Here is a 21,951-nt window from a genome sequence, read left to right as displayed (position 1 = left end):
TCCGGTCGGCTCGGGTCCGGTCAGGCCGGGTCCGTCCAAGGCCGGGTCCGCACGGGCCCGGGTCCGTACGGGCGGGTCCGTTCAGGCCCGGTCCGCGGAGGTCGTGGCGGGCAGGAGCTCGCCGTCGTGCAGTTCGAGGACCTCGTCGGCGTGCGCCAGCAGCAGCGGGTCGTGCGTCGCCACCAGCGCGGTCACCCCCTCGCTGCGGACCAGCGCCCGGATCAGCATCATGATGGCCTGGCCGGTCTCGGAGTCGAGCTGGCCGGTCGGCTCGTCGGCGATGAGCAAGCGGGGGCGGTTGGCCAGCGCCCGCGCGATCGCGACCCGCTGCTGCTGGCCGCCGCTCAGCTCGTACGGCCGCTGGGCGGCCTGGTCGGCGAGGCCGACCAGCGAGAGCAGCAGCCGGACCCGCTCGTCGCGTTCGCGCGGGGGCGTGCGGATGAGCCGCAGGGGCACCTCCACGTTCTCGGCCGCCGACAGCACCGGGATGAGCCCGAACGACTGGAAGACGAAGCCCATGCTCTCGCGGCGCATCCGCAGCAGCTCGCTCTCGCCGAGCCCGGTCACCCGCTCGCCGTCGACCACGACCGAGCCCGCGTCGGCGGTCTCGAGGCCGCCGATGAGGTTGAGCAGGGTCGTCTTGCCCGATCCGGAGCGGCCGCTGACCGCCGTCAGCCGCCCGGCCGGCACGGTGAAGGAGACGTCGGTGAGCGCTCGTACCGGGGACCGCCCGGTCCGGTAGACCTTGGTGAGCCCCTCGACGACGACCATGCTCATTCGGAGTCCTCCTCGGCCGCCCACACCCCGATGTGATCCGGTTCCAGGGCCAGCCTGACCCGGTCCTTCATGCTGAGCGCCCCGGTGAAGTCGCGGGGAAGCTGAAGCCGTCCCGTGCGGTCGAGCACGGCGTACTCCTCGGCGACGACCCGCTCCCCGCCGTCCGCGTCGCGCTCGGTGCGCCGGATGACCTCGCTGGCCGTCCTGCCGTCGCGGATCGCGATCGTACGATCCACCTGGTCGGCGACCTGCGGATCATGGGTGACCACCACGGCCGTCACGCCCAGCTCCCGGGTCGCCAGGCGGAGCGTGTCGAACACCTCGGCCGAGGTCGCGCTGTCCAGCTCACCGGTCGGTTCGTCGGCCAGCAGCACCCCCGGCGCGTTGGCGACGGCGACGGCGACGGCCGTGCGCTGCTGCTCGCCGCCGGACATCTCCCGGGGCCGCCGGCGGGCGCAGTGCGCCACGCCCATCAGCTCCAGGAGCTCCGCCGCCCGCGCGCGCCGCGCCCGTGACCGCCCGCCGCGCAGCCGCATCGGCAGCTCGACGTTCTCGGCCGCCGTCAGGTAGGGAAGCAGGTTACGGCCGGTCTGCTGCCAGACGAACCCCACGAGCTCCCGGCGGAACCGCAGCCGGTCGCGCGCCGACATCGCCGCCAGATCGGTGCCCGCCACCCGGACCAGCCCGGCCGTGGGCGTGTCGAGGCCGGACAGGATGTTGAGCAGCGTCGACTTGCCCGACCCGGAGGCCCCCACGATGGCGACCATCTCGCCCTTGCCGATGAGCAGGTCCAGGCCGCGCAGCGCCACCACCTCCACCCCGTCGGCCCGGTAGATGCGCACGAGGTTGTCGCACACGACGTGCGTGTCCGCGCCGAAGACCGCGACGCGCTCGGCGGCCCGCCGTTCCAGCTCCGCGAGGTCGGGCACGGGTCCGGTCATGTCTCTTCCCCCATCCGGAGCAGGCCGCCCAGCCGCCTGCGTGCGTTGACGGCCGCGTCGATCGCGAGGGCGCAGCCGCCGGCCAGGATCGTCCCGCCGGCCAGGATCATCGTGGCGGCCGGGTCGAGGAGCCGGTAGGACACCGCCCAGCCGCCTGTATAGGGTCGCAGGTCGACGGCCGGTCCCACGATCGCCGGGAGCACGACTCCCAGCAGCCATCCGGCGGCGACGGCGCTGAGCATCATCGGGCCCAGCTCGACCAGGGTGAGGCGCCGCAGCTGGCCCCGGCTGAGCCCCAGGGTCCGCAGGTAGGACACCGTACGGCCGCGGGACTCCGCCTCCATCGTGAGCATGAGCAGGATCGCCAGGCCGCCGCAGCAGGCCGAGGCCCACCGGCCGTAGCCGAATCCGGCCTGGACCAGGCTTATCAGGGGTTTCCCGGCCAGGCCGGTGTGGACGTCGGCGTAGGTGTCGACGGACACTCCCGAGTACGCGCCGGCGGGCAGCCTCGAGCCCGTTCCCGTCTCGTCCATGACGGCCCGCAGCAGGGCGCCGCGATCGAGGTGACGGCCCCGGACGAACACCGTGGTGGCGAAGGTGTTCGCCGCCGAGCCCAGGGAGGTGTACGGCACGACCGCGAACTCCGCACCCGGTGGCATGGTGGCGAAGTCCTCGATCGTGCCGCCCTGCTCGTACCGGAGCCCGGGTTCGCCGTTCCAGCCGACCGTCAGCGGCCGAGACCGGGCGGCCCGTGCCGCCCGGGCCAGCGACGGTGAGAGCAGTGCCGCCGGGCCGGCCGCCCCTCGCGGCGAGCGGGACACGCTCGGCACGGCTCCCGCGACCAGCCGCCGGTAGGCCTCCAGGTCGATGGCGATGACCGTCACTGCCTGGCCGTCCATGCCCTCACCGGTCAGGGTCGCGCCCCCGATGAAGCGGGCGGGGACGGTGCCCGTCACCCCCGCGACCCGCCGGATCCGCTGGGCGGCGGCCTCGTTGATCACGGTCGCGTAGACGCGGGCGTCGGCGCCGACCGTGTGCCGGGCGGAGTCCTCCTGGGCGTGCCGCAGGCCCGCGTCTACCGTGGCGGCGAAACCGGCGACGGCGGTGGCGAGCACCAGGACGATCACGGGGACCGCGGTGGCCGGGCGCTGCCGGGAGGCTCGCGCGATCCCGACGAACGGCACGGCGGAGCGGGCGCGGCGCGCGACCCGGCCCAGGACTCGCAGGGGGTACGGGACCAGACGCAGCGTCAGCAGGCCCGCCGCGACGGCGATGAGCACGGGCACGGCGGTCAGGAAGGGATCGGTGCCGTGCTCGGGCACGTCGCCGGCCAGTCCGCGCCGCCGCAGGACGACCACGCCGACGACCGCGAGCACCAGGACGAGGCATTCGAGCACCACCCGGCGTGGGCTGAGCCGGACGGCCGCGAGATCCCGGCGTTCGGCCCTCCCCGGCCGCCGGTGGATCCAGGCCGCCATCGCGCCGGGGACCAACGTCACCAGGCAGGCGACCGCCGCCGCGCCGGCGAGCGAGCCCCCGCCCGTCAGCGGCAGCGCCGCCGCGTACCCGGCGGCCGTCGCGGGCAGCGCCGCCCAGGCGATGGCCTCGCCGGTCAGCAGGCCCAGCTGGAACAGGGACGCGCCCCGGGCGCGCATCGTGGCCAAGCCGACCCGGAGCCGCTCGATGAGGACGAGACAGGTCAGCAGGAGCAGCCCCAGCGCGGCCGCTCCGAGCCCGCCGAGGGCCAGGAGGAGGACGGCTTTGGTCACCCCCAGCTGCCGGGAGAACTCGGGCAGCACGGAACCGAGCTGCGAGGACCACTGGAAGACCGAACCGGCGATCTGGCGGTTCCCGACGCCGTGGCCGAACTCGTCGAGATCCGACAGGATCGGGCCGGCGTCGGCGGCGGAGAGCCGGTCGGCCGCGACCGGGAGCCGCCACAGATAGTCCAGGTCGACATCGGTCTGCTGGTACAACGCCGTGAACCCCGCGGCGTCCAGCACCACGGTGGTGAGGCTGATGTCGCGGTCCCGCCCGGATGGCACCGGAGGGGCCTCCAGCCACGTGACGTGGTCGGTCCAGAACTGATCGGCCGGCGAGACCGGGGTGTACAGGCCGCTGATCCGTACGCGCGGGGCGACCTGCCCGTCCGCGCCCAGGGTCACCGTGTCGCCCGCACGCAGGCCCAGCTTCCGCGCTGCCCGCTCGGCCATGCCGATCTCGAACAGGGGCTCCCGCGAGGGCCGGTTGTGCGGGGCCGCGCCACTGACATAACGGACCCGGCTCTGGAGATCCGGATTCCACGACAGGACGATGGCCGCGTCGGGACCGGTGTACCGGACCCCCAGCCGGCGGGTCGTCACCTCGTGTGCGGGCGGCCCGGTCAGCCCGGCCAGCCGGCCCTTGACCAGGTCGCGCCATTCCCCGCCGAGCGCCTGGAGTGACTCCTCGGTGCCGAGTGCCGCCACGCGCGGGCCGGACACCGAGGTGGTGACCCGCAGGTCCGGGGACGCCCCCTTCAGCTGGTCGTGCAGGGCGCCGTCGTACCGGGCCGTCAGGGCGGGGGGCACCGAGGCGGCGAGGAGGGAGGTCGCCAGCACCATCAGGGCGAGCACGGTGAACATCACCCGCTCGCTGCGCAGGATCGCGATCGCCGGCCTCATCGATCCTGCTCCAGCGAGGTGACCGTGCCCAGGCCGCCCCGGCGCTGGGCCCGTACGACCAGGCCGAGGGCCGCGCAGAGCAGTACCGCGATGCCGCCGAGGATGCCGAGCACGAGCGGCCAGGGCACGATCACCTCGACGGCGGGGAAGGGAGCGGCGGCCTGCACCGTCAGCACGACGTGCGGGACCACCAGCATGACCGCGGCGAGGCCGAGGGCGGTGCCCCCGGCCAGGCCGAGACCGGCCAGGACGGCCTGCTCCATGCCGAGCAGGCCGAACAGCTGACCGGGTCTCGAACCGAGCGCCCGCAGGATGGCGAACTCGCCGCGGCGCTCGCGTACCGACACCGAGAGGTTGACCACGAAGCCGATCAGGGCGAAGGCGAGGGCGGCGGCGAAGCCCAGCACCAGCGCCCCCTGGAGGGCCGCGCCCAGGGGCGCGTCCCGCAGCTGCCGGCGCAGCGCCGTCCGGTCGACGACGCCGGCCTGCCAGGCGGGGTGCGCGGCGAGCATGGCGGCGGCCCGGGCGCCACCGCTCCGCGCCCCGAGCCACCATTCGTTCGCCGGCAGGGGGGTGATCCCGGCCGCCAGGGACCGTTCGTTCACCGTGTTGAGGTCGACCAGGACCGCCGGCCGGCCCGGAGCCGCGGACGGCAGGCCACCGACGACGCCGGCGACGGTGACCGGTTGCTGCGCGCCCAGGAGGGTCAGGGTGACCTGGCCGCCGATGCCGACCTTGGCCTGGGCGGCGAGGTCGGCGGTGATGATGCCGGGCAGTGGTGCGGGCGGCGTGGAACCTCCCGGCTGGACGGTCGCGCCGGCCGTGTCCGGTGCGGCCAGGACCGCGTGCACGGTGCCGACGTACGGCAGTTCGAAGCCGTTCGGCTGGGCGGGCGGCGGCGGGATGTCCATGGTGATGAGCGCGCCCGGGGAGCGGCCCGCCCGGGGTTCGAGGGACGGCCCGCCGCCCTGAGCCGCGTCGGCGAAGACCCGCCACCGGGTGCCCGGCGGACTCCCCGCGGGCGGCCCGTAGCCGGTGGCCGTGCCGCCGCGGATCCGCAGCAGGCTCAGGGTGAGCAGGCCGTTGCGCGGGCTTCCGGTGAAGTCGTACTGGAGGGACCGCACCGCGAGGGGGTAGCTGATCCGGCCGCCCGGCCCCGCCAGCGCCGCCGCCGTCAGCACGACGGTGTGGACCGCGCCGTCCGGCCGGACCGCGCCGAGACCCGCCTCCCGGGCGACGCCGAGCCCGTCGACGAGGGTGACCGAGACCTGCGACCCCGCGAGGGCCGCGCGGTCGCCGATACCGCGGCCGGAGAGCCTCAGGTCGAAGGCGATCCGGTCCGGCTCCCCGGGCAGCACCGCCGTCCTGCCGGCTTCCCGCGCCGCGGCGAGAGCGCCCACCCCCGGGACCGCTCCGGCGCGCAGCACCCGGCTCATCGCGCGCGCGTCCCCGGCGAGCACGGTGACCTCGTGGTTCCCGGCCGTGGCGGTGGTCCGCAGGACGGGGCTCAGCGCGGTCACCGCCGGCAGCGCCGCGTACCGGCCGCCCTGGCCCAGGGGGGTGGGGCTCGACGGGTCGTCCCGCACCGAGAGGCGCAGATCGGCGGCGGCCTGGAAATCGGCCTGGGCGAGCTGGGAGGTCCGCCAGGTCGCCGCGGTCGAGACCGACAGCACGCCGACCGCGACCGCCATCACCAGCAGCAGGGCGGGCCCGGCGTACCGCAGGGGGCGGCGGCTGACCTGCCGGGCGCCGAGCGCCGGTGCCAGGCCACGGCCACGGGACGTCAGCCACTCGGCGGCCCGGGAGACCACGGGGACGAGGCGCAGCACCAGAGTGCCGCCGGCCAGCAGGGCGAGGGTGGGCCCGGCCACGATGAAGGGGTCGACGCCGCCCGCGGTGACGGGCCGCCCGTAGTGGGACAGCTGCCAGAGTCCGAGCGCGGCGACCGCCACGAGGGCCGCGTCGGCGCCGGCGCGCTGCAGCCCGCCTCGCCGTTCGCCCCGGCCCCGCGCCGTCTGGCTCTCGACGTAGGTGACCGCGACGCCGCGCAGGGACGGGAGGGTGAGCGCCAGGGAGCAGGCCAGCGCCGAGCCGAGGGCGGTGAGCCAGACCGCGGCGGACGGCGCCGCGTCCAGCCGCAGTCCCGACGCCTTCAGCGTCGGCGCGGCCGCCAGCAGCCGGAGCAGCGGCGGGCACAGCAGCGGAGCCGCCACCGCGGCGGGCGCGGCGAGCAGCAGCCCCTCGCCGAGGGCGAGCGCCGCCAGCTGGGGTACGGCCGCGCCGCGGGCACGCAGCAGCGCGACCTCCATCCGCCGGTGATCGGCCATCAGCCGTCCGACGAGCAGCAGGGCGTAGCCGGCCAGCACGATCAGCTGCAGCACCGGGATCAGCATCGTGGAACGTGCCACCGTGAGCGCGCCGTCGAGCCGGCGCATGAGGTCGGGGAACGCGGTGACGACCGTGAACTGCCCGTGCTGCCGGAGCCGCTCGCTGAGCGCGTCCATCCGCCCGGCCAGCGGCCCCAGCTGATCCGGGCCGATGACGCGGGTGTCGGGGAGCACCTGCCAGCGGGTGGACACACCCCCCGCGTCGAACCGGCCGGCGAAGGTGCCGGGCGGGACGACCAGCGGGCCGTACGTCGTGTAGCCCCCGCGCTCGACGCCCTGGGTCACGAGCGGGTCGCCGGACCAGAACGGGTCGCCGGCCCGGTTCACCTGGAACAGCCCGGTCACCCGGACCTCCGCGGTGCCCGGGCCCAGCCGGCTGTGCAGGACGAAGGTGTCGCCGGCGGCGACCTTCATGGCCTTCGCCGCCGGAACCGGAAGCACCGCCTCCACCGCGCCCGGGCCCGGCGGCGCCGTTCGCGGCCACGATCCGGACGTCAGGGTCGCGTGGTCCTCGATCCCGGAGTACATCGCGAAGACGGTCAGCTCCGGATGGGGCCGCCTCTCCTGCCCGGCCAGGGCGTACGAGCCGCCCTGCGCGCTCGCGGAGACCGTGACGGGCACGTCCCCGAACACCCCGTGCAGGGCCGCGCGCAGGGACCGGTCCACCGCCGGGAAGCCGCCGCCGGGGATCTGGGCGGTGAACCGTCCGCCGGCCGTCTCGAACGTGGGATGCGCGAGGGTCCGCTGGAGACCCTCCCGCGTGACCGAGCCGGTGTAGCCGGTGAGCGCCGCCAGCACGATCGTGGCGAACAGCACGGTCGTGCTCGCCGCGAGGAGGAGCGGTCGTTCGCTGAGCGCACGCCGCGTCATCAGCCGTCCCCACGTCACCACGAGATGATCACGCCTCGAAGACCCTCTTGACAAGGCCTTTTATCCCAAAGTGCCCATCTTGAGACAAGAACCTCCGAGATCGCCCTAATGACCGAGATCGCCCCTATTGGCCGAGGCTGAACTCCGCGGCGAAGTCGGTGAGCTTGCCGATGGCCTCACGGGTACGGCTCCAGGGCCGTACGATCAGCCGGTCCACGCCGAGCTTCTCCCACTCGGCGACCTCGTCCGGCCCGCTCAGCTCGTACGCGTGCACGGTGACCTCGAACGGCTCGGCCGAGCGCCCGGCCTCCTCCCGGAAGGCCCGCAGCCGCTCCAGCTGAGAGCGCACGCCCTCCAGGGTCTGCGGCATGCTGATCCAGCCGTCGCAGCGGGCGGCCCTGCGCAGCGCCGCCGCGGACTCGCCGCCGACCACGACGGGCAGGGGCGACTGCACCGGCTTGGGCTCGAAGGCCACCTCGGGAAAGTCGAAGAACGTGCCGTGGTGCTCGACCGCCTCCTCGGTCCACAGGCGGCGGGCCACCTCGATGGCCTCGTCGAGCCGCTTGCCGCGGGTGGCGAAGTCCACGCCCGCCGCGAGCCATTCCCCCTCGTACCAGCCGGAGCCGACGCCCACGATCGCCCGGCCGCCCGAGATGTGGTCGAGGGTGGCGAAGGCCCGTGCGGTGACGAACGGGTGCCGCAGCCCGAACAGGTAGACGGCGGTGCCCAGCCTGATCCGCTCGGTGACGGCCGCCAGCGCGCACAGGTACGCGGGCGCGTCGTGGAGCGGGGTGGCCGGCACGATGCCGGGCGAGGAGGTCCCCGGGTAGTTCGCCGTCGACAGGTCGGTGGTGAAGACCAGGTGCTCGGGCATCCACACCGATTCGAAGCCGAGCCGGTCCGCCTCCCGCGCCAGGTCCGTCCAGACTGCGGGATGCACCAGCCCCAGCGGCACTCCGAACTTCATCCCGTTCCCCTCTCAAGGCCGTGATCATGCAATCGTTCGTCGATTGATTGCATGATCACGGAGTGGTGGTGGTGGTGCGGCCGTCGGCGAGGTCCTTGCGTACGGCGTCCGGGGCGCGGCCGGCGGGGTCGCCGTAGCCTCCACCGCCGGAGGTCTCCAGCACCAGGGCCTCTCCGGCGGCCAGCGGCTGCCGGGTGCCCTTGGCGCTCAGCGGCTCACGGGTGCCGTCCGCGCGCTCCCGGTGGTAGCCGCCGCCCCGGCCCGGTCCGCCGCCGGAGGCGCCCGGCGGCGGGGACGTGAGCCGGTCGCCCCGGGTGTCGACCCGGGCGTCCTCGAGCATCCGGATGACCGTACGGGTGCCCAGCCCGCCGCGGTGCGTCCCGGCGCCGCCCGAGTCCGGGATCAGGGAGACCTCCTCGACCCGGACCGGCAGCCGGGCCTCGATCGGCTCGGCCTGGGGGATGATGTTGCGGCCGCCGCCGAACAGCGCGCCGGTCGCGTCCGGGCCGTCGCGGCGCGCGCTGGCCCCCATGCCGCCGAGGTCGAAGGCCATGTGCAGCCAGGGCCGGTTCGCTCCGCTGATGCTGAACCCCTGGAGGATGCCGGAGGCCGCGACGCCGCGTTCCGGCAGCGCCTGGGTGAGCGCGGCGAAGATCGCCTCTTCGGCCGCGGCGACCGTCGCCCAGCGCCCGCCACCCGGGTACGGGGGCGTGCAGTTGACCAGGCTGCCCTCCGGCAGCCGCAGGTCGATGGGCGCGAAGCAGCCCTCGTTGAGCGGCAGCGCGGGATCGACGTAGCAGCGCAGCGCGTACATCACCCCGCCGGTGGTCTGTGAGAACCCGGAGTTGATCGGCCAGGCCACCTGCGGGCCGGTGCCCTCGAAGTCCACGGTGACCCCGCCCGGGTCGGCGCTCTGGTCGAGGGTGACGGTGACCCGGATGTGGTGTTCCCCGAACCGGTCGTCGTCCAGCCGGTATTCACCCTGGTAGACGCCGTCCGGCAGCACGGCCAGCTCGGCCCGCATCCTGGCCTCGGTGTGCGCGAGGTAGTCCTCGATGCCCTGGGCCAGCCCCGCCGGGGTGTACTGCTCGATGATGTCCCCGAGCCGCTTGGCCGCCACGTTCGCGCCGGCGATGAGGGCCCGCACGTCGCCCAGCAGCCGGTCCGGGGTACGGCTGTTGGCGGCCAGCACCCGGGCCATGTCGTCCACCAGCCCCTCGGCCGTCGCGATCCGGACCGGCGGCAGCTGCAGCCCCTCCAGGAACACGTCGGTGGCGTCACTGGCCATGCCGCCCGCCGAGATCCCGGACAGGTCGGCGACATGGATGAGCGTGCCGGTGAAGTAGGCGGGCGCGCCGTCCACGAACACCGGCCGGAAGACCAGCAGGTCGTTGGCGTGGATGCCGCCCTGGTAGACGTCGTTGAGCATGAAGACGTCCCCCGCCGCCATGGTGGCCGGCGGGAAGGTGCGCAGCACGTACGGCAGCGCGCTGCGCAGGCTCGCGCACTGCACGATCGCGGTGGACAGCGAGTGCGCGACCAGCCGCCCGCGGGCGTCCAGGACCGCCGCCGCCGCGTCCGCGCCCTCGACGATGAAGGTCGAGTACGCCGACCGTACGACGACGATGCTCGCCTCCTCCGCCGCCACGCACAGCGCGTTGCGCAGAATCTCCGCCGTCAGATCATCCGCCATCGGACTCCTCCCTCTCCCCCGCGCTCCCGATCTGCCCGCTCACCCGCGCACTCCCGCTCTGCCCGCTCACTCGTCCCACCCGCCGCCCACTCGCCATGCCGCCGCCCACTCGGCCGTGATCACGCAATCGTTGGACGATGGATTGCATGATCACGGTGGTGAGTGCTCGAGGAGGACGGCGCCGTGGTCGTCGACCGTGCCGTGCCATCCCGGGGGCACGAGCAGCGAGGACTGGGGCTCGGTGACCACGCACGGGCCGGTCAGCTCCGTACCCGCGGGACAGGCGTCCCGGACGATGACGGGCACCTCCCGGATCTCGCCGTCGAACACCACCCGGCGGGAGCCTCGGCGGAAGGCTCCCGCCGAGCCGTTGACCGAGATGGCGGCGACCTCCGCCGGGCCCGGGACCACCGGCCCGCCCTCGGCCGGCCGTCGCACCGCCGGTCCTGGAAACGCTCCTGGAGCTCGCCCTGGCACGGGTCCAGGCACGGATCCTGGCGCGGTCCCCGGCACCGGCCCGGGCGCCGGGGCCGCGGCGCTCGCACCGGGGCCGGGCTGTGAGGGCAGGGTGACCCGGACCCGGGCGGTGGTGATCTCGACGGGGTCGCGCAGTTCGATGCCGTACGACTCGCGGTAGCGCTTGTAGAACTCCTCCACCGCGTGCCGGACCGAGTCCCGGGTGACCTGTCCACCGGCCAGCTCGACGGTGAACGCGTGGGCCTGCCCGATGAACCGGATGCCCACCGACCGCACCACCGCCCCGTCCGCTCCCCCGGCCAGGTCGGCGCGGGCCGACCGCTCCAGGTCGGTGAAGGTCTCCGCCAGCCTCGCCAGCGCGGCCTCGGAGCTGGGGGCCACGGCGCAGGAGGCGGACGTGAGCGTGTCCGCCGAGGCCAGGAAGGTACGGGCCCGCTCCACGGCGAGGTCGGCGTACAGCAGCCCGACCGCCGAGCCGACCCCGCAGTACGGCGGGACCAGCACCCGGCCGATGCCGAACCGTTCGGCCAGGCGGGCGATGTGCGTCGGCGCCGCACCGCCCAGCGCGACCAGCGTGAACCCGCGCGGGTCGATGCCCCGCCGCACCGTCACCACGTGGACGGCGGCGCTCATCTGCGCGTTGGCGATGTCGTGGATGGCCGCGGCGGCTTCGAGCACCGGCACCCCCAGCGGCCCGGCCACGTGCTCGGTGATGGCCTCCAGAGCCGCCTCCGCCGAGAGCGTGAACTCGGCGAAGCCGTCGGGGTCGAGATAGCCGAGCACCAGGTTGGCGTCGGTGACGGTGGGCCGGGTGCCGCCCCGGGCGTAGCAGGCCGGGCCGGGGTCGGCGCCGGCCGACATCGGGCCCACCCGCAATGTGCCCGCGTCCACCCAGGCGATCGAGCCGCCGCCGGAGCCGACCTCGGCGAGGTCGATGGCCGGCACCTTGATCGGTATGCCGGTGCCGGCCCGCCGGCCGCCGAAGCTGCCCTTGCCGCCGACCTGGAACTCGTGGGTGATGCCCGGCCGGCCGCCCCGTACCAGCCCCGCCTTGGCCGTGGTGCCGCCCATGTCGAAGGAGATCAGGTCGGCCAGGCCCCGGGCGGCGCCCTGCCGGGCGGCCGCGATCACGCCCGCGGCGGGGCCGGACTCGATGGTGTAGACGGCCCGCGAGGCCGCCAGCGCGGCGGGCAGCACCCCGCCGGCCGACTCCATCACGTGGACGGGTGCGGTGACGCCCAGTTCACGCAGCTGTGCGGCGAGGCGCCGCAGATAGGAGGCCATCACCGGCCCGACGTAGGCGGACATGAGGGTGGTGGTGGACCGCTCGTACTCGCCAAGCTCCGGCCAGACGTCGGCGGAGAGCACGACCGGCACCCCGGCGGGCAGCCGTTCGCCGAGCAGGGCGGCCAGCCGCCGTTCGTGCACCGGGTTGGCGTAGGAGTGCAGCAGGCAGATCGCGACGGCCTGCACGCCCAGCCCGGCGATCTGGTCCGCCACCTGTGCGGCCGCCTCCTCGTCGAGCGGCCGGAGGACCTCACCGGAGGCCGACAGCCGTTCGGGGACGGTGAAGGTGTGCGTCAGCGGCACGGGCGGGTCGGCCGGCTCGAAGGCGAGGTCGAAGCGCTCCTCCTCCACCCTGGCCTGGCGGCCGAGCGCGAGCATCGACCGGAAGCCCTCGGTCGTGACGAACGCGACGGACACGCCCCGCCGCTCCAGGATCACGTTGGTGGCCAGGGTGGTGGCGTGCACGAACCGGTCGACCTCCGCCGGTGCGACCTCGGCCAGTTCGAGTACGGCCGCGCACCCGCGCAGCAGCCCGACGGTCGGGTCGTCCGGGGTGGTGAGGGTCTTGACCACGTGCACCCGGCCGTCCGCCCGGGTGAGGACGACGTCGGTGAAGGTGCCGCCGACATCGCTGGCCAGCGTGATGGTCATGACTCGCTCCCGACTCTGAGACCCGCCTGTGAAAGTCGCTCGTTGGATGTGGCCCGTGGGATGTCGCCTGGGATATCGCCTGGCATGTCGTCTGTGGGATGTCCTGCCGGATCGCCGCCTGCTGGATCGTCGTCTGCCGGATGTCGTCTAGGGGACCCGCGGCACCGCGGGTTCGCCGAGCAGGGCGGCGCTCAGCCGGGCCCGGTGCCACCGGTCGTCACCCCACGTGGTGCGCAGCGACCACACCCGGGCGAACCACAGGTGCAGGTCGAGTTCGTCGGTGTAGCCGATCCCGCCGTGCACCTGCAGCGCGGTCCGGACCGCGCGCCGGGCGGCGCCGGCCGCGGCGACCTTGGCGGCGGACGCGTCCCTGGAGGCGGTGGCGACGGCCGCGGAGTGCGCGGTGGAGCCGGGGGGGAGGCTGGGAGCGGAGGCGGAGTGCGAGGTGGTGGCGGCCTGGGTGAGGGTGTAGGCGGCCCGGTGCACGGCCGGGGCCGCGAAGCCCAGCGCGATCGCGACGTCGGCCAGCTGGTGCTTGACCGCCTGGAACGACCCGATCTGCCTGCCGAACTGCCTGCGCTGCCCGGCGTAGGCGACCGCGGCGTCGAGCAGATGACGGCCCAGGCCGAGCAGCTGGGCGGCCGTCGCCAGTGCGGCGTGGTCGATCGCCCGCGCCGGATCCGCCTGCTCCGGATCCGCTCGCTCCGGTCCCGCATGGCGCGCGTCCGAGCCGGCATTCGACCCGAACGAGCCGTCCACGCTGAACAGTCTCCGGGTGGGGTCCGCCGAGGGCTGCCCGGTGAGCCGGACCGTGCCCGGCGCGGCGCGGATGACGCCGTCTCCACGCTGGACGACCAGCAGGTCCGCCAGGTCGGCGTCGAGGAGATACGGCGAGTGGTCGGTGGACACCGAGACCGCCGCCGCACCGGTGGCGATGCGCTCCAGCCACTCGGGCCCGGCGAGCAGGGGGGCGGCGACCGCCGTCTCCACGATGGGCCCGGGGACGGCGGCCCGGCCGATCTCCTCGTACGCCAGCACGGTGTCCAGCGGTGTGAGCCCCAGGCCGCCGTGCTCCTCGGGCACGTGCGCGCCCAGCAGCCCCAGCTCGGCGAGGGCCCGCCAGGCGTCGCCCCGGCGTACTGCCGGATCGGTCTTGGCGGCCCGTACGGTCTCGGGCGGGCAGCTCTTGGCCAGCGCCTCACGGACGGCCCGGGCCAGCAGCCGCTGGTCTTCGGTGAAGGAGAACTTCATCTCGGCAGCCCCAGGACCCGCTCGGCGATGATGTTGCGCTGGATCTCGTTGGTCCCCGCGTAGATCGGGCCGGCAAGGGAGAACAGGAAGCCGTCCAGCCAGCGGCCCTCCGCGTCCGGGGCCCCGGCCGACAGGGTCGCGCGCGGGCCGAGCAGTTCCAGCGCCAGCTCGTGCAGCCGCAGGTCCAGCTCGGACCAGAACACCTTCATCAGGCTGGAATCGGCGCCGAGCTCGATGCCCTCCTCCAGCCGGGCCACGGCCTGGAAGGTGTGCAACCGGTAGGCGTCGGCGTCCAGCCAGGCCTGCACGGCCGCGTCGCGGAGGGTCTGGTCGGTGCTCGACCTGGCGAGCGCGAGGAGCCGGTCGGCGGTGGCCATGAAGCGCCCGGGGCTGCGCAGGGTGAGGCCGCGCTCGGAGCTGGTGGTGACCATCGCGACCTTCCAGCCCTGGCCGATGCCGCCGAGCACCTGGTCACCGGGGACGAAGACGTCGTCGAAGAAGATCTCCGCGAAGCCGGGCTCGCCGTCGAGCTGGGCGATCGGCCGTACGGTCACGCCCTCCGCGTCGAGCGGGAACAGGTAGTAGGTGAGACCGTGGTGCCGCTGCGACTCCGGGTCGCTGCGGAAGAGCCCGAACCCCCAGTCGGCGTAGACGGCGCGGGAGCTCCAGGTCTTCTGCCCGTTGAGACGCCATCCGGCCCCGTCGGCGGTGGCGGTGGCGCGCAGGGAGGCGAGGTCGCTGCCGGCCTCGGGCTCCGACCAGGCCTGGGCCCACACCTGCTCGGCCGTCGCCATCGCGGGCAGGAACCTGCGTTTCTGCTCGCCGGTGCCGTACGCCAGCAGGGTGGGGGCCAGCAGGAAGATGCCGTTCTGGCTCACCCGGCCGGGGGCACCGGCCGCCCAGTACTCCTCTTCGAAGATCAGCCAGTCGATGAGGTCCGCGTCACGGCCGCCGAACTCCGCCGGCCAGGACACCACCGACAGCCGGGCCGCGGCGAGCTCCCGCTCCCAGGCGCGGTGCCGTTCGAAGCCTTCGGCGGTGTCCATCGACGGGAGGGGGGCCTCAGGCGTGTGAGCCGCCAGCCAGTCACGCACCTCGGCGCGGAACGCCTGCTGACGGTCGCTGAAGCTGAGATCCACACACCCCTCCGGACTAACCTAGCGCTCGCTTGGGACACTAGGGTGCGGCTCAGCGCGCTGTCAACGCGCCGGGCACCCGGACGACCCGGCCCGCCAACCTAGCGACCGCTTGGTACGATCACGGCTCCCGGCCTGGCGATCGCCGAGCCGACGGGGTCGATCTGCGCGGGAGGCCGCCGGTGCTGCTGAAGGACGAGATCGCGGTCATCACCGGGGCCGGGCCCGGTCTCGGGCGCACTCTGGCCCTGCTGATGGCCCAGGAGGGTGCGGGCGTGGTGGTCGCCGCCCGCAGCGAGGACGTCCTGGAGCAGATCGCGGCCGAGATCACCGCCGCCGGAGGCACCGCCCTCGCCGTACCCACCGACGTCTCCCGCCCCGACCAGGTCAAGCGGCTGGCCCGCACCGTCATGGACCGGTTCGGCCGGATCGACGTGCTGGTCAACGCCGCCTTCCCCGGGACCCATCGCAAGAACGTGCTCGACATGGACGACGCCTACCTGGAGCAGTGGCGGTCGGCCGTGGAGATCGCCACCTACGGCACCCTGCTGTGCTGCCGCCACCTCGCCCCGCACATGGTCGCGGCCGGCCGGGGCTCGATCGTCAACCTGACCTCGATGTCCAGCCGTACGGGTTACGCGGGGCGCAGCGACTACGCCGCCGGTAAGGCGGGCGTGCACCTGCTGTCGCACTGCCTCGCCGACGAGCTCGGCCCCTCCGGCGTACGGGTGAACTGCGTGGCGCCCGGCTGGATCCAGAGCGACGTGCTGGTCGAGTGGATGCGCGGGCGCGCGGCCCGGCAGGGGGTGACGTACGAGGAGGTCCTGGCCGGTGACGTCGGCGCGATGGCACTGCGCAGGATCGCCACCGAGCAGGACGTCGCCCGCGCGGTCCTCTTCCTGGCAAGCCGGCGGGCCCAGGCCATCACCGGCGCCACCCTCGACGTCAACGCCGGCCAGCAGTTCACCTGAGCACGGGCCTCCGACCACCCTCGACCTTGTCGGCGGCCTCGTGTGAATGTGGCCGAAATAGGTGAGTGACCTGTCATAGAACCCAGACGTCTCCTCGCGCCCATGCCCGTGGCCGGGCACGTCAGGGTCGGGTCGGTCGCCGTCGTGCGGACCGACGGCCGATCGTTCATAGAACCGAGCCTCACCGCTGGATCAGGTCGCAGCGACTCGATAAAAGCGCTGGTCATGCTGTCGCGAGTGACTCGCACCAGTCACCCCCACCCGGTCACTCAACGTATCCAGTGACTACAGTGAGTAGCTGTCGCTGTTTCGGGAGGTGGTGTGGCGGCATGTCCGCAAGGTGCGTTCGGGCGGTGGCCGCGCTCGTCATGGCGGTTGCGACGGTGCTGCACCTGTGGGCGCATGTGGTCAGCGCGCACACCGGAGCCGCCTCCCCCGAATACTCCACGGTTCACCCTCACCCCGAGCACGATGATCATGATGATCACGATCATCATGATGGGCAGGCGCACCCGGACGGCTTCATTGTCGCCCCGGTTGCACATGGTGTGGTGGCCGGGCCCGGGTGGTATCCGGTCTTGCCCGCTTTTGAGGCGCCGGTGTTGTCGTATCACCCGGTGCCGGGTACCTCGTGTCGCTCTCCGCCGTATGGTCATCGCCCGCGGGCGTGGATGACTCGCACTCTCGAAGTCTGTCGGCCCTGATCGGCCTGCCGGCCGTGAACCGCCGAGCCCTCTCAGGGCCGGGTGGTTGGCGGTCGTGTGTCAGGTCTTGTCAGCCGATGTACTACGGGGGAGTTCTTGCGATGTCGTCTATGTCGTCTTTGGTTCGTTCGCCGCGTTATCCGCTCACCGTGGGGGATCCCTCCCCGGCTCATCTGGTCGGGAACACGCCGGTGCTGTGGATCGGTGAACCGTTCGCACCGGCGGGAAGGGGGTTCTGGGCGAAACTGGAGGGCGCCAACCCCGGCGGGCTCAAAGACCGGCCCGCCCTGCACATCATCGATCAGGCCCGCAGACGGGGGGAGCTGGAACCGGGCGCCATGGTCGTCGAGTCCACTTCCGGCACGTTCGGTCTCGGCCTGGCCTTGGCGGGCATCGTCTACGGGCATCCCGTGACGCTGGTCTCCGATCCGGGCATGGAGCCGATGGTGCACGGGCTGCTGACCGCCTACGGCACCCACGTGGAGACCGTGACCGCCCCGCACCCGGACGGAGGATGGCAACGCGCCCGCCTGGACCTGGTGAGTGAGGTGCTGAAGACCCATCCGGGGGCCTACACCCCGCAGCAGTACGACAACCCCGACAACGCCGACGCCTACGGCGCTCTCGCGCACGAGCTGATCAGCCAGCTCACAGAGATCGATGTGCTGGTGTGCAGTGTCGGTACCGGTGGCCACTCCGCCGGGATCGTGCGGGTACTGCGCCGGTTCTTGCCCCGCCTACGGCTGGTCGGGGTGGACGCGACCGGATCCACGATCTTCGGGCAGCCCGCGCGGCCCCGGCTGATGCGCGGCCTGGGCAGCAGCATCTACCCGCGCAACGTCGCCTACCAGCAGTTCAACGAAATCCACTGGGTGGCACCCGGCGAAGCCGTCTGGGCGTGCCGGACGCTGGCCGCCACCCATTACGCCACCGGCGGGTGGAGCGTCGGCGCGGTCACCGTCGTCGCCGGATGGCTGGCCCGCACACTGCCCGCCGACACCCGGATCGCGGCGATCTTCCCTGACGGGCCGGCCCGCTACCACGGCACCGTCTTCAACGACGCCTACTGCGCCCAACACCACCTACTCGACCGGCCACCCGCCCCGGACCCAAAGGAGATCACCCACCCCGCCCAGGAAGTTTCGCGGTGGAGTCGCTGCACCACCGTGATCAACCCGGCGGAGGCGTGAGGCCGATGCTCACTCGAATCGGCTCCTTCGACCGCAGCGTCCAACTGCTGCTGGTCAACCAGTTCACCATCAACATCGGCTTCTACATGCTCATGCCCTATCTCGCCGGGCATCTCTCCCATGACCTGGGCATGGCGGCCTGGACCGTCGGCCTGGTCCTGGGCATGCGCAACCTCAGCCAGCAAGGCCTGTTCCTGATCGGCGGAACCCTCGCCGACCGGTACGGCTACAAGAAGGTCATCGTGGCCGGCTGCGTACTGCGCACCGCCGGATTCGCGCTCCTGGGCCTGGTCGACACCCTGCCAGCGCTGCTGGTGGCCTCGGCCGCCACGGGATTCGCCGGAGCCCTGTTCAACCCCGCCGTACGCGCCTACCTCGCCGCCGACTCAGGCGACCGCCGTATCGAAGCGTTCGCGATCTTCAACGTCTTCTACCAGGCAGGCATCCTCGGCGGCCCGCTGATCGGACTCGCCCTGGTCACGGTCGACTTCCAGCTGGTGTGCCTGACCGCAGCAACGGTGTTCGCCGCACTGACCATCGTCCAACTACGCTGGCTGCCCGCACACCACGCCACCACACCCACCACCGGCAGGCCTACCGGGGTGTGGGCCGACTGGCGCAGCGTGCTGTCCAACCGGCCGTTCCTGCTGTTCGCCTGCGCGATGGCCGGATCCTACGTCCTGTCCTTCCAGATCTACCTGTTGCTGCCCCTGACCCTCGGCCACCACCTAGGCGGTCACTTCACCGGGGCACTCGGCGGTGTCGGCCTGATCTTCGCCGTCTCCGCCCTCACCGCCATCGCCGGGCAACTACGCATCACCGACTGGGCGCGGCGCCGTTGGAGCGCCCCCGCCACCGTCACCCGGGGCCTGCTGCTCATGGCCGCCTCGTTCCTGCCCCTGGTCGCCTGCACCCTGGCCGCACCCACCGGCACCGGGCCACCCGCGCTGCTGACGGCCGTCATCGCCTGCACCATCCTGCTCACCCTGGGCAGTGCACTGATCTACCCATTCGAGATGGACACCGTCGTCGGCCTGTCCACCGGCCGACTGGTCGCCACCCACTACGGCCTCTATAACACCATCGCCGGAATCGCCATCGCCACAGGAAACCTCCTCACCGGAGCACTCCTGGACACCGCCGGAACCGGGCCACTGCCCTGGATCACCCTGACCACCCTCGGAGCGGCCTGCGGCGGCGCCATCCACCTACTTGCCAAAGACGGACGGCTGACAGCAACGAGCAAGCCACAACCCACCCTCAGCTGATGCCAACAACCGGACACCCCGACCACCAGCAGCTACCCCAGACAATCATTCCGCCGCAGAGACAGGGTTCGGTGCGCGGCGTCACGTCTGGCGGGAGCGGCGGCTCGGCTACGACGGCCAGCGGTCCATGAAGGCGACCAGGCCGGCGACGGCGGAGGCCTGCACCTTCCGCTGGAGCGACGGGGTCCAGCCGAGCAGCAGGCCCGGTATCCCCAGCGCCTGACGGGACCAGTGCCAGAAGTCGAAGTGATCCTTGTGCTCGATGATCATGCCGTCGGCGAAGCTGAAGCGGGCGTCGATCTCGTTGCGGACCGTACGGCCGGTCCGCCGGAACGTGTAGCGCACCGCGCAGTGCGCCCGCCCGCGCCGGTCGTCGCCGTGCAGGCCGCCGGCCGCGACCTCGATGCCGGTCGAGCGCTCCAGCAGCATCCGCCACATCTCCGTGACCTGCACGCCCCGCAGCTCGGGAAAGATCGGATCGGAGAAGACGGCATCCGGGTGGTAGCACTTCGCCATGGTGTCCGGATCCCCGCGCCCGAACGCCTCGTAGAAGGTCGCCATCAGTCTCGTCGTCGCATTCATCACTCCTCCACCTGCGGGGATACCCAGGTACGAGGGGGACGATCACTCCCGGGACCGGCGGGCCCGGACCGGGCCGGGCCGCCACCGGGCTGCGGCGGGTGCGCCCGGCGTACGGCTCAGCGCTGCGGCAGGATGAACATCGCGGTGGCCTCGACGGTCGGCTTGCCGTCCGGGCCGAAGATCACGGCGTCGACGTAGGTCTTGCGGCCGTCCACCCGGACCGTCCGGGCCTCGGCGGTCAACGGCACGCCGTGCGGAGTGGGCCGCCGGTAGCGCAGGTCGAGGGTCGCGGTCATGCCGGGAGTGCCGTTGGCCGCCGCGGCGGAGCCCAGCAACTGGTCGAGGATGAGCGCGGAGACACCGCCGTGCACGAAGCCGGGCGGCCCCTCGTAGACGACGCTCAGGGTGAACTCGCAGCGTACGGACCCGTCCGGCTGGGCCTTCATCTCGACCGGCGGCGCGATCGGGTTGAGCCGGCCACTGACCGGGCTGGCGAGCTGGTGGACCAGCCCGTGCCCGTCGAGCCGAGCGATCGGGGGTGCCGCGTGGCGCACGGCGGAGAGGCGGGCGGTGAGCTTGGCGACCTCCTCGGCGACCTCGGCCACCTCGGCGGACTCCACGTCGGTGAGCACGACGGCCTCGGTGAGCTCACGGACCCGGGCGGCCAGCCCGGCGAGCGCGTCCTCCTGCGCCGGCTCGAGAGTGTGCCGCTCCCTCGTCGCGAAGACCCGCCGCATCGCCGCTCCGGCACCCGTCATTCACCCTCCACACCTCGATGAACCGAACATGATTCTAGATCGTGGGAGGTCGTCCCGGCGCCGAACGAGTGCCAGGTCACACCCGGGCCCTGGCGCCTGCAGGTGAGAGACGACAAGTGAGAGACGAAAGGTGACAGGCGAAGAGTGACAGGCGAAGGGTCACAGGCGAAAGGTGACAGGCGCGTCAGAGCCGTCTCGTCACCTCAGGACGCGTTACGCTGCCGACCGCCCTCCATCCCTGATCGCCGCCTCTCCACAACGGAGCCCCTGCCGTGACCTTCGCCGAACTCATCATCATGCTCCTCCCCATCACCGTGGTCGCGGTGGCGCTGATCGGCGTCGTCGTGTTGATCGTCAAGGCCGCCAAGCCCAGGCGACACCCGGGCCACGGTCAGGGCTATGGACCACCGCCCGGATATCCCCCTCACCCCGGGCACCCCCTCCAGCCGGGACAGCCGCCCTTCACCGGACAGGGACCCCACCACCCCGGACAGCCCCAGCCCGAGGGGCAACCCGGCCGCGAGTAGGACGCGGTCCCGGGCAGACCCGGCCCCGAGCAGCACCACAGACCACGGCCGGTCGGGTCTGGCCGGGCTGAAGTGGGGGCCGGGCTGAAGCCGTGAACACCGGACGCGGGGACCGGACCCGGCGACCTGCGGGGGCGGTCTGGGACACCTCTCACAGACCGTTCTCATCCCAGCACGGCGTTACCCTACGAACGATTCCTCCTCTCCTCGACGGAGCTCCCATGTCCGCTACCCCCGCCTTGGTCCTCGTCCTGCTGGTCCTCCTCGTCCTGGTCGTGGCGGCGGTCGCCGTGGTCGTCCTGCTGGTCGTGCAGGCCGGGAAGGGCAAGCCGCCCGCTCCGGGCCGGTCTCCTCACCCCGGCTACGCTCCACCGCCCGGCCAGCCCCCTCACCCAGGTCCAGCCCCCTACCCGGGCCAGGCCCCGTACCCAGGGCAAGCCCCGTACCCAGGACAGCCCCCTTATCCAGGACAGGCCACGTACCCGGGCCAGGCCCCGTACCCAGGTCAACCCCCGTACCCGGGACAGGCCCCTTATCCAGGGCAGGCTCCCTATCCAGGGCAGCCGCCGTACCCAGGACAGCCCCCGCACCCGGGGCAAGCTCCGGAGCAGGGACCACTTCCCGGCCAGGCCCCCGGAGAGGGGCAGGGATCGGAGGCCGGGCAGGGCCTCGAGCACGAGCCGCGGCCCGCCCCGGCCCAGCCCGAACCCCAGCCGCAGGCAGGGCCCGGGGCCGAGCCCCAGGGGGAGGCCGAGCCCCGAGCCGAAGCCGAACCCGAGGACGAGGCCGGGCGAGACGTGCCCCGGAGACCGGATCCCGGACAGCCCGGCTGATCAGCCGTGGCCCGGGCG

The 21,951-nt window shown here is 73.2% G+C and carries 16 protein-coding genes; 4 read left to right on the top strand and 12 right to left on the bottom strand.

Features of this window, described 5'->3' with window-relative positions:
• Positions 1-81: 81 nt before the first annotated feature.
• The 9 genes from ACRYCC_RS41825 to ACRYCC_RS41785 all read right to left on the bottom strand — a co-directional run bounded on the left by ACRYCC_RS41825 (position 82) and on the right by ACRYCC_RS41785 (position 15,103).
• Entirely contained in the window at positions 82-777 is a 696-nt protein-coding gene (locus ACRYCC_RS41825; RefSeq protein WP_433819691.1) for an ABC transporter ATP-binding protein, read from the bottom strand.
• Entirely contained in the window at positions 774-1,718 is a 945-nt protein-coding gene (locus tag ACRYCC_RS41820) for an ABC transporter ATP-binding protein (protein ID WP_433819690.1), read from the bottom strand. Before ACRYCC_RS41820 ends, ACRYCC_RS41825 begins: the two co-directional genes overlap by 4 nt.
• Positions 1,715-4,381 (bottom strand): ABC transporter permease, encoded by a 2,667-nt coding sequence (locus ACRYCC_RS41815; RefSeq protein WP_433819689.1) that lies wholly within the window; start codon positions 4,379-4,381, stop codon positions 1,715-1,717. The genes ACRYCC_RS41820 and ACRYCC_RS41815 overlap by 4 nt, the downstream gene beginning before the upstream one ends.
• Positions 4,378-7,638: an ABC transporter permease gene (locus ACRYCC_RS41810; RefSeq protein ID WP_433819687.1), complete on the bottom strand. Its 3,261-nt coding sequence runs from the start codon at positions 7,636-7,638 to the stop codon at positions 4,378-4,380. The genes ACRYCC_RS41815 and ACRYCC_RS41810 overlap by 4 nt, the downstream gene beginning before the upstream one ends.
• A 124-nt stretch (positions 7,639-7,762) precedes the next feature.
• A complete protein-coding gene (locus ACRYCC_RS41805; RefSeq protein WP_433819686.1) occupies positions 7,763-8,605 on the bottom strand; it encodes a TIGR03619 family F420-dependent LLM class oxidoreductase in 843 nt (280 codons plus the stop codon).
• Between the two features lie 55 nt (positions 8,606-8,660).
• Complete coding sequence (locus ACRYCC_RS41800; protein WP_433819685.1) at positions 8,661-10,298, bottom strand: hydantoinase B/oxoprolinase family protein; 1,638 nt, start codon at positions 10,296-10,298, stop codon at positions 8,661-8,663.
• Between the two features lie 150 nt (positions 10,299-10,448).
• Complete coding sequence (locus tag ACRYCC_RS41795; RefSeq protein ID WP_433819683.1) at positions 10,449-12,713, bottom strand: hydantoinase/oxoprolinase family protein; 2,265 nt, start codon at positions 12,711-12,713, stop codon at positions 10,449-10,451.
• 147 nt (positions 12,714-12,860) lie between these two features.
• Complete coding sequence (locus ACRYCC_RS41790) at positions 12,861-13,964, bottom strand: acyl-CoA dehydrogenase family protein (RefSeq protein ID WP_433819682.1); 1,104 nt, start codon at positions 13,962-13,964, stop codon at positions 12,861-12,863.
• Positions 13,961-15,103: an acyl-CoA dehydrogenase family protein gene (locus tag ACRYCC_RS41785; RefSeq protein WP_433819680.1), complete on the bottom strand. Its 1,143-nt coding sequence runs from the start codon at positions 15,101-15,103 to the stop codon at positions 13,961-13,963. The genes ACRYCC_RS41790 and ACRYCC_RS41785 overlap by 4 nt, the downstream gene beginning before the upstream one ends.
• Positions 15,104-15,282: 179 nt before the next feature.
• Here ACRYCC_RS41785 and ACRYCC_RS41780 point away from each other — a divergent pair, with 179 nt between their 5' ends.
• The 3 genes from ACRYCC_RS41780 to ACRYCC_RS41770 all read left to right on the top strand — a co-directional run bounded on the left by ACRYCC_RS41780 (position 15,283) and on the right by ACRYCC_RS41770 (position 19,233).
• The gene (locus tag ACRYCC_RS41780) at positions 15,283-16,071 is read left to right on the top strand and encodes an SDR family oxidoreductase (protein ID WP_433819679.1); all 789 of its coding nucleotides are present in this window, start codon (positions 15,283-15,285) and stop codon (positions 16,069-16,071) included.
• 814 nt (positions 16,072-16,885) lie between these two features.
• The gene (locus ACRYCC_RS41775) at positions 16,886-17,965 is read left to right on the top strand and encodes a PLP-dependent cysteine synthase family protein (RefSeq protein WP_433819677.1); all 1,080 of its coding nucleotides are present in this window, start codon (positions 16,886-16,888) and stop codon (positions 17,963-17,965) included.
• A gap of 5 nt (positions 17,966-17,970) precedes the next feature.
• Positions 17,971-19,233 carry an MFS transporter gene (locus tag ACRYCC_RS41770; protein ID WP_433819676.1) on the top strand — a complete coding sequence of 421 codons (1,263 nt, stop codon included), beginning with the start codon at positions 17,971-17,973 and terminating at the stop codon, positions 19,231-19,233.
• 108 nt (positions 19,234-19,341) lie between these two features.
• Here the strand turns inward: ACRYCC_RS41770 and ACRYCC_RS41765 are convergent, their stop codons facing one another.
• Positions 19,342-19,815: a nuclear transport factor 2 family protein gene (locus tag ACRYCC_RS41765; protein ID WP_433819675.1), complete on the bottom strand. Its 474-nt coding sequence runs from the start codon at positions 19,813-19,815 to the stop codon at positions 19,342-19,344.
• A 116-nt stretch (positions 19,816-19,931) separates the two neighbouring features.
• Positions 19,932-20,573 (bottom strand): PaaI family thioesterase, encoded by a 642-nt coding sequence (locus ACRYCC_RS41760; protein ID WP_433819674.1) that lies wholly within the window; start codon positions 20,571-20,573, stop codon positions 19,932-19,934.
• 272 nt (positions 20,574-20,845) lie between these two features.
• Between ACRYCC_RS41760 and ACRYCC_RS41755 the strand changes: the two genes are divergently transcribed.
• Positions 20,846-21,100, top strand: coding sequence for a hypothetical protein (locus tag ACRYCC_RS41755; protein WP_433819673.1), 255 nt, complete (start codon positions 20,846-20,848; stop codon positions 21,098-21,100).
• Between the two features lie 185 nt (positions 21,101-21,285).
• Here the strand turns inward: ACRYCC_RS41755 and ACRYCC_RS41750 are convergent, their stop codons facing one another.
• The gene (locus ACRYCC_RS41750; protein ID WP_433819671.1) at positions 21,286-21,699 is read right to left on the bottom strand and encodes a hypothetical protein; all 414 of its coding nucleotides are present in this window, start codon (positions 21,697-21,699) and stop codon (positions 21,286-21,288) included.
• Positions 21,700-21,951 lie beyond the last annotated feature (252 nt).

This window comes from Actinomadura scrupuli, from assembly GCF_050971785.1.
Taxonomy (GTDB): Bacteria; Actinomycetota; Actinomycetes; order Streptosporangiales; family Streptosporangiaceae; genus Actinomadura_E; species Actinomadura_E scrupuli.
The sequence above is the reverse complement of the archived record's forward strand: the minus strand, read 5'-3'. Positions and strand labels throughout refer to the sequence as shown.

Excerpts from the sequence above, each read along its gene's own strand:
- ACRYCC_RS41825 (WP_433819691.1), bottom strand. The coding sequence starts at position 777 with ATGAGCATGGTCGTCGTCGAGGGGCTCACCAAGGTCTACCGGACCGGG.
- ACRYCC_RS41820 (WP_433819690.1), bottom strand. The coding sequence starts at position 1,718 with ATGACCGGACCCGTGCCCGACCTCGCGGAGCTGGAACGGCGGGCCGCC.
- ACRYCC_RS41815 (WP_433819689.1), bottom strand. The coding sequence starts at position 4,381 with ATGAGGCCGGCGATCGCGATCCTGCGCAGCGAGCGGGTGATGTTCACC.
- ACRYCC_RS41810 (WP_433819687.1), bottom strand. The coding sequence starts at position 7,638 with ATGACGCGGCGTGCGCTCAGCGAACGACCGCTCCTCCTCGCGGCGAGC.
- ACRYCC_RS41805 (WP_433819686.1), bottom strand. The coding sequence starts at position 8,605 with ATGAAGTTCGGAGTGCCGCTGGGGCTGGTGCATCCCGCAGTCTGGACG.
- ACRYCC_RS41800 (WP_433819685.1), bottom strand. The coding sequence starts at position 10,298 with ATGGCGGATGATCTGACGGCGGAGATTCTGCGCAACGCGCTGTGCGTG.
- ACRYCC_RS41795 (WP_433819683.1), bottom strand. The coding sequence starts at position 12,713 with ATGACCATCACGCTGGCCAGCGATGTCGGCGGCACCTTCACCGACGTC.
- ACRYCC_RS41790 (WP_433819682.1), bottom strand. The coding sequence starts at position 13,964 with ATGAAGTTCTCCTTCACCGAAGACCAGCGGCTGCTGGCCCGGGCCGTC.
- ACRYCC_RS41775 (WP_433819677.1), top strand. The coding sequence starts at position 16,886 with ATGTCGTCTTTGGTTCGTTCGCCGCGTTATCCGCTCACCGTGGGGGAT.
- ACRYCC_RS41770 (WP_433819676.1), top strand. The coding sequence starts at position 17,971 with ATGCTCACTCGAATCGGCTCCTTCGACCGCAGCGTCCAACTGCTGCTG.
- ACRYCC_RS41765 (WP_433819675.1), bottom strand. The coding sequence starts at position 19,815 with ATGAATGCGACGACGAGACTGATGGCGACCTTCTACGAGGCGTTCGGG.
- ACRYCC_RS41760 (WP_433819674.1), bottom strand. The coding sequence starts at position 20,573 with ATGACGGGTGCCGGAGCGGCGATGCGGCGGGTCTTCGCGACGAGGGAG.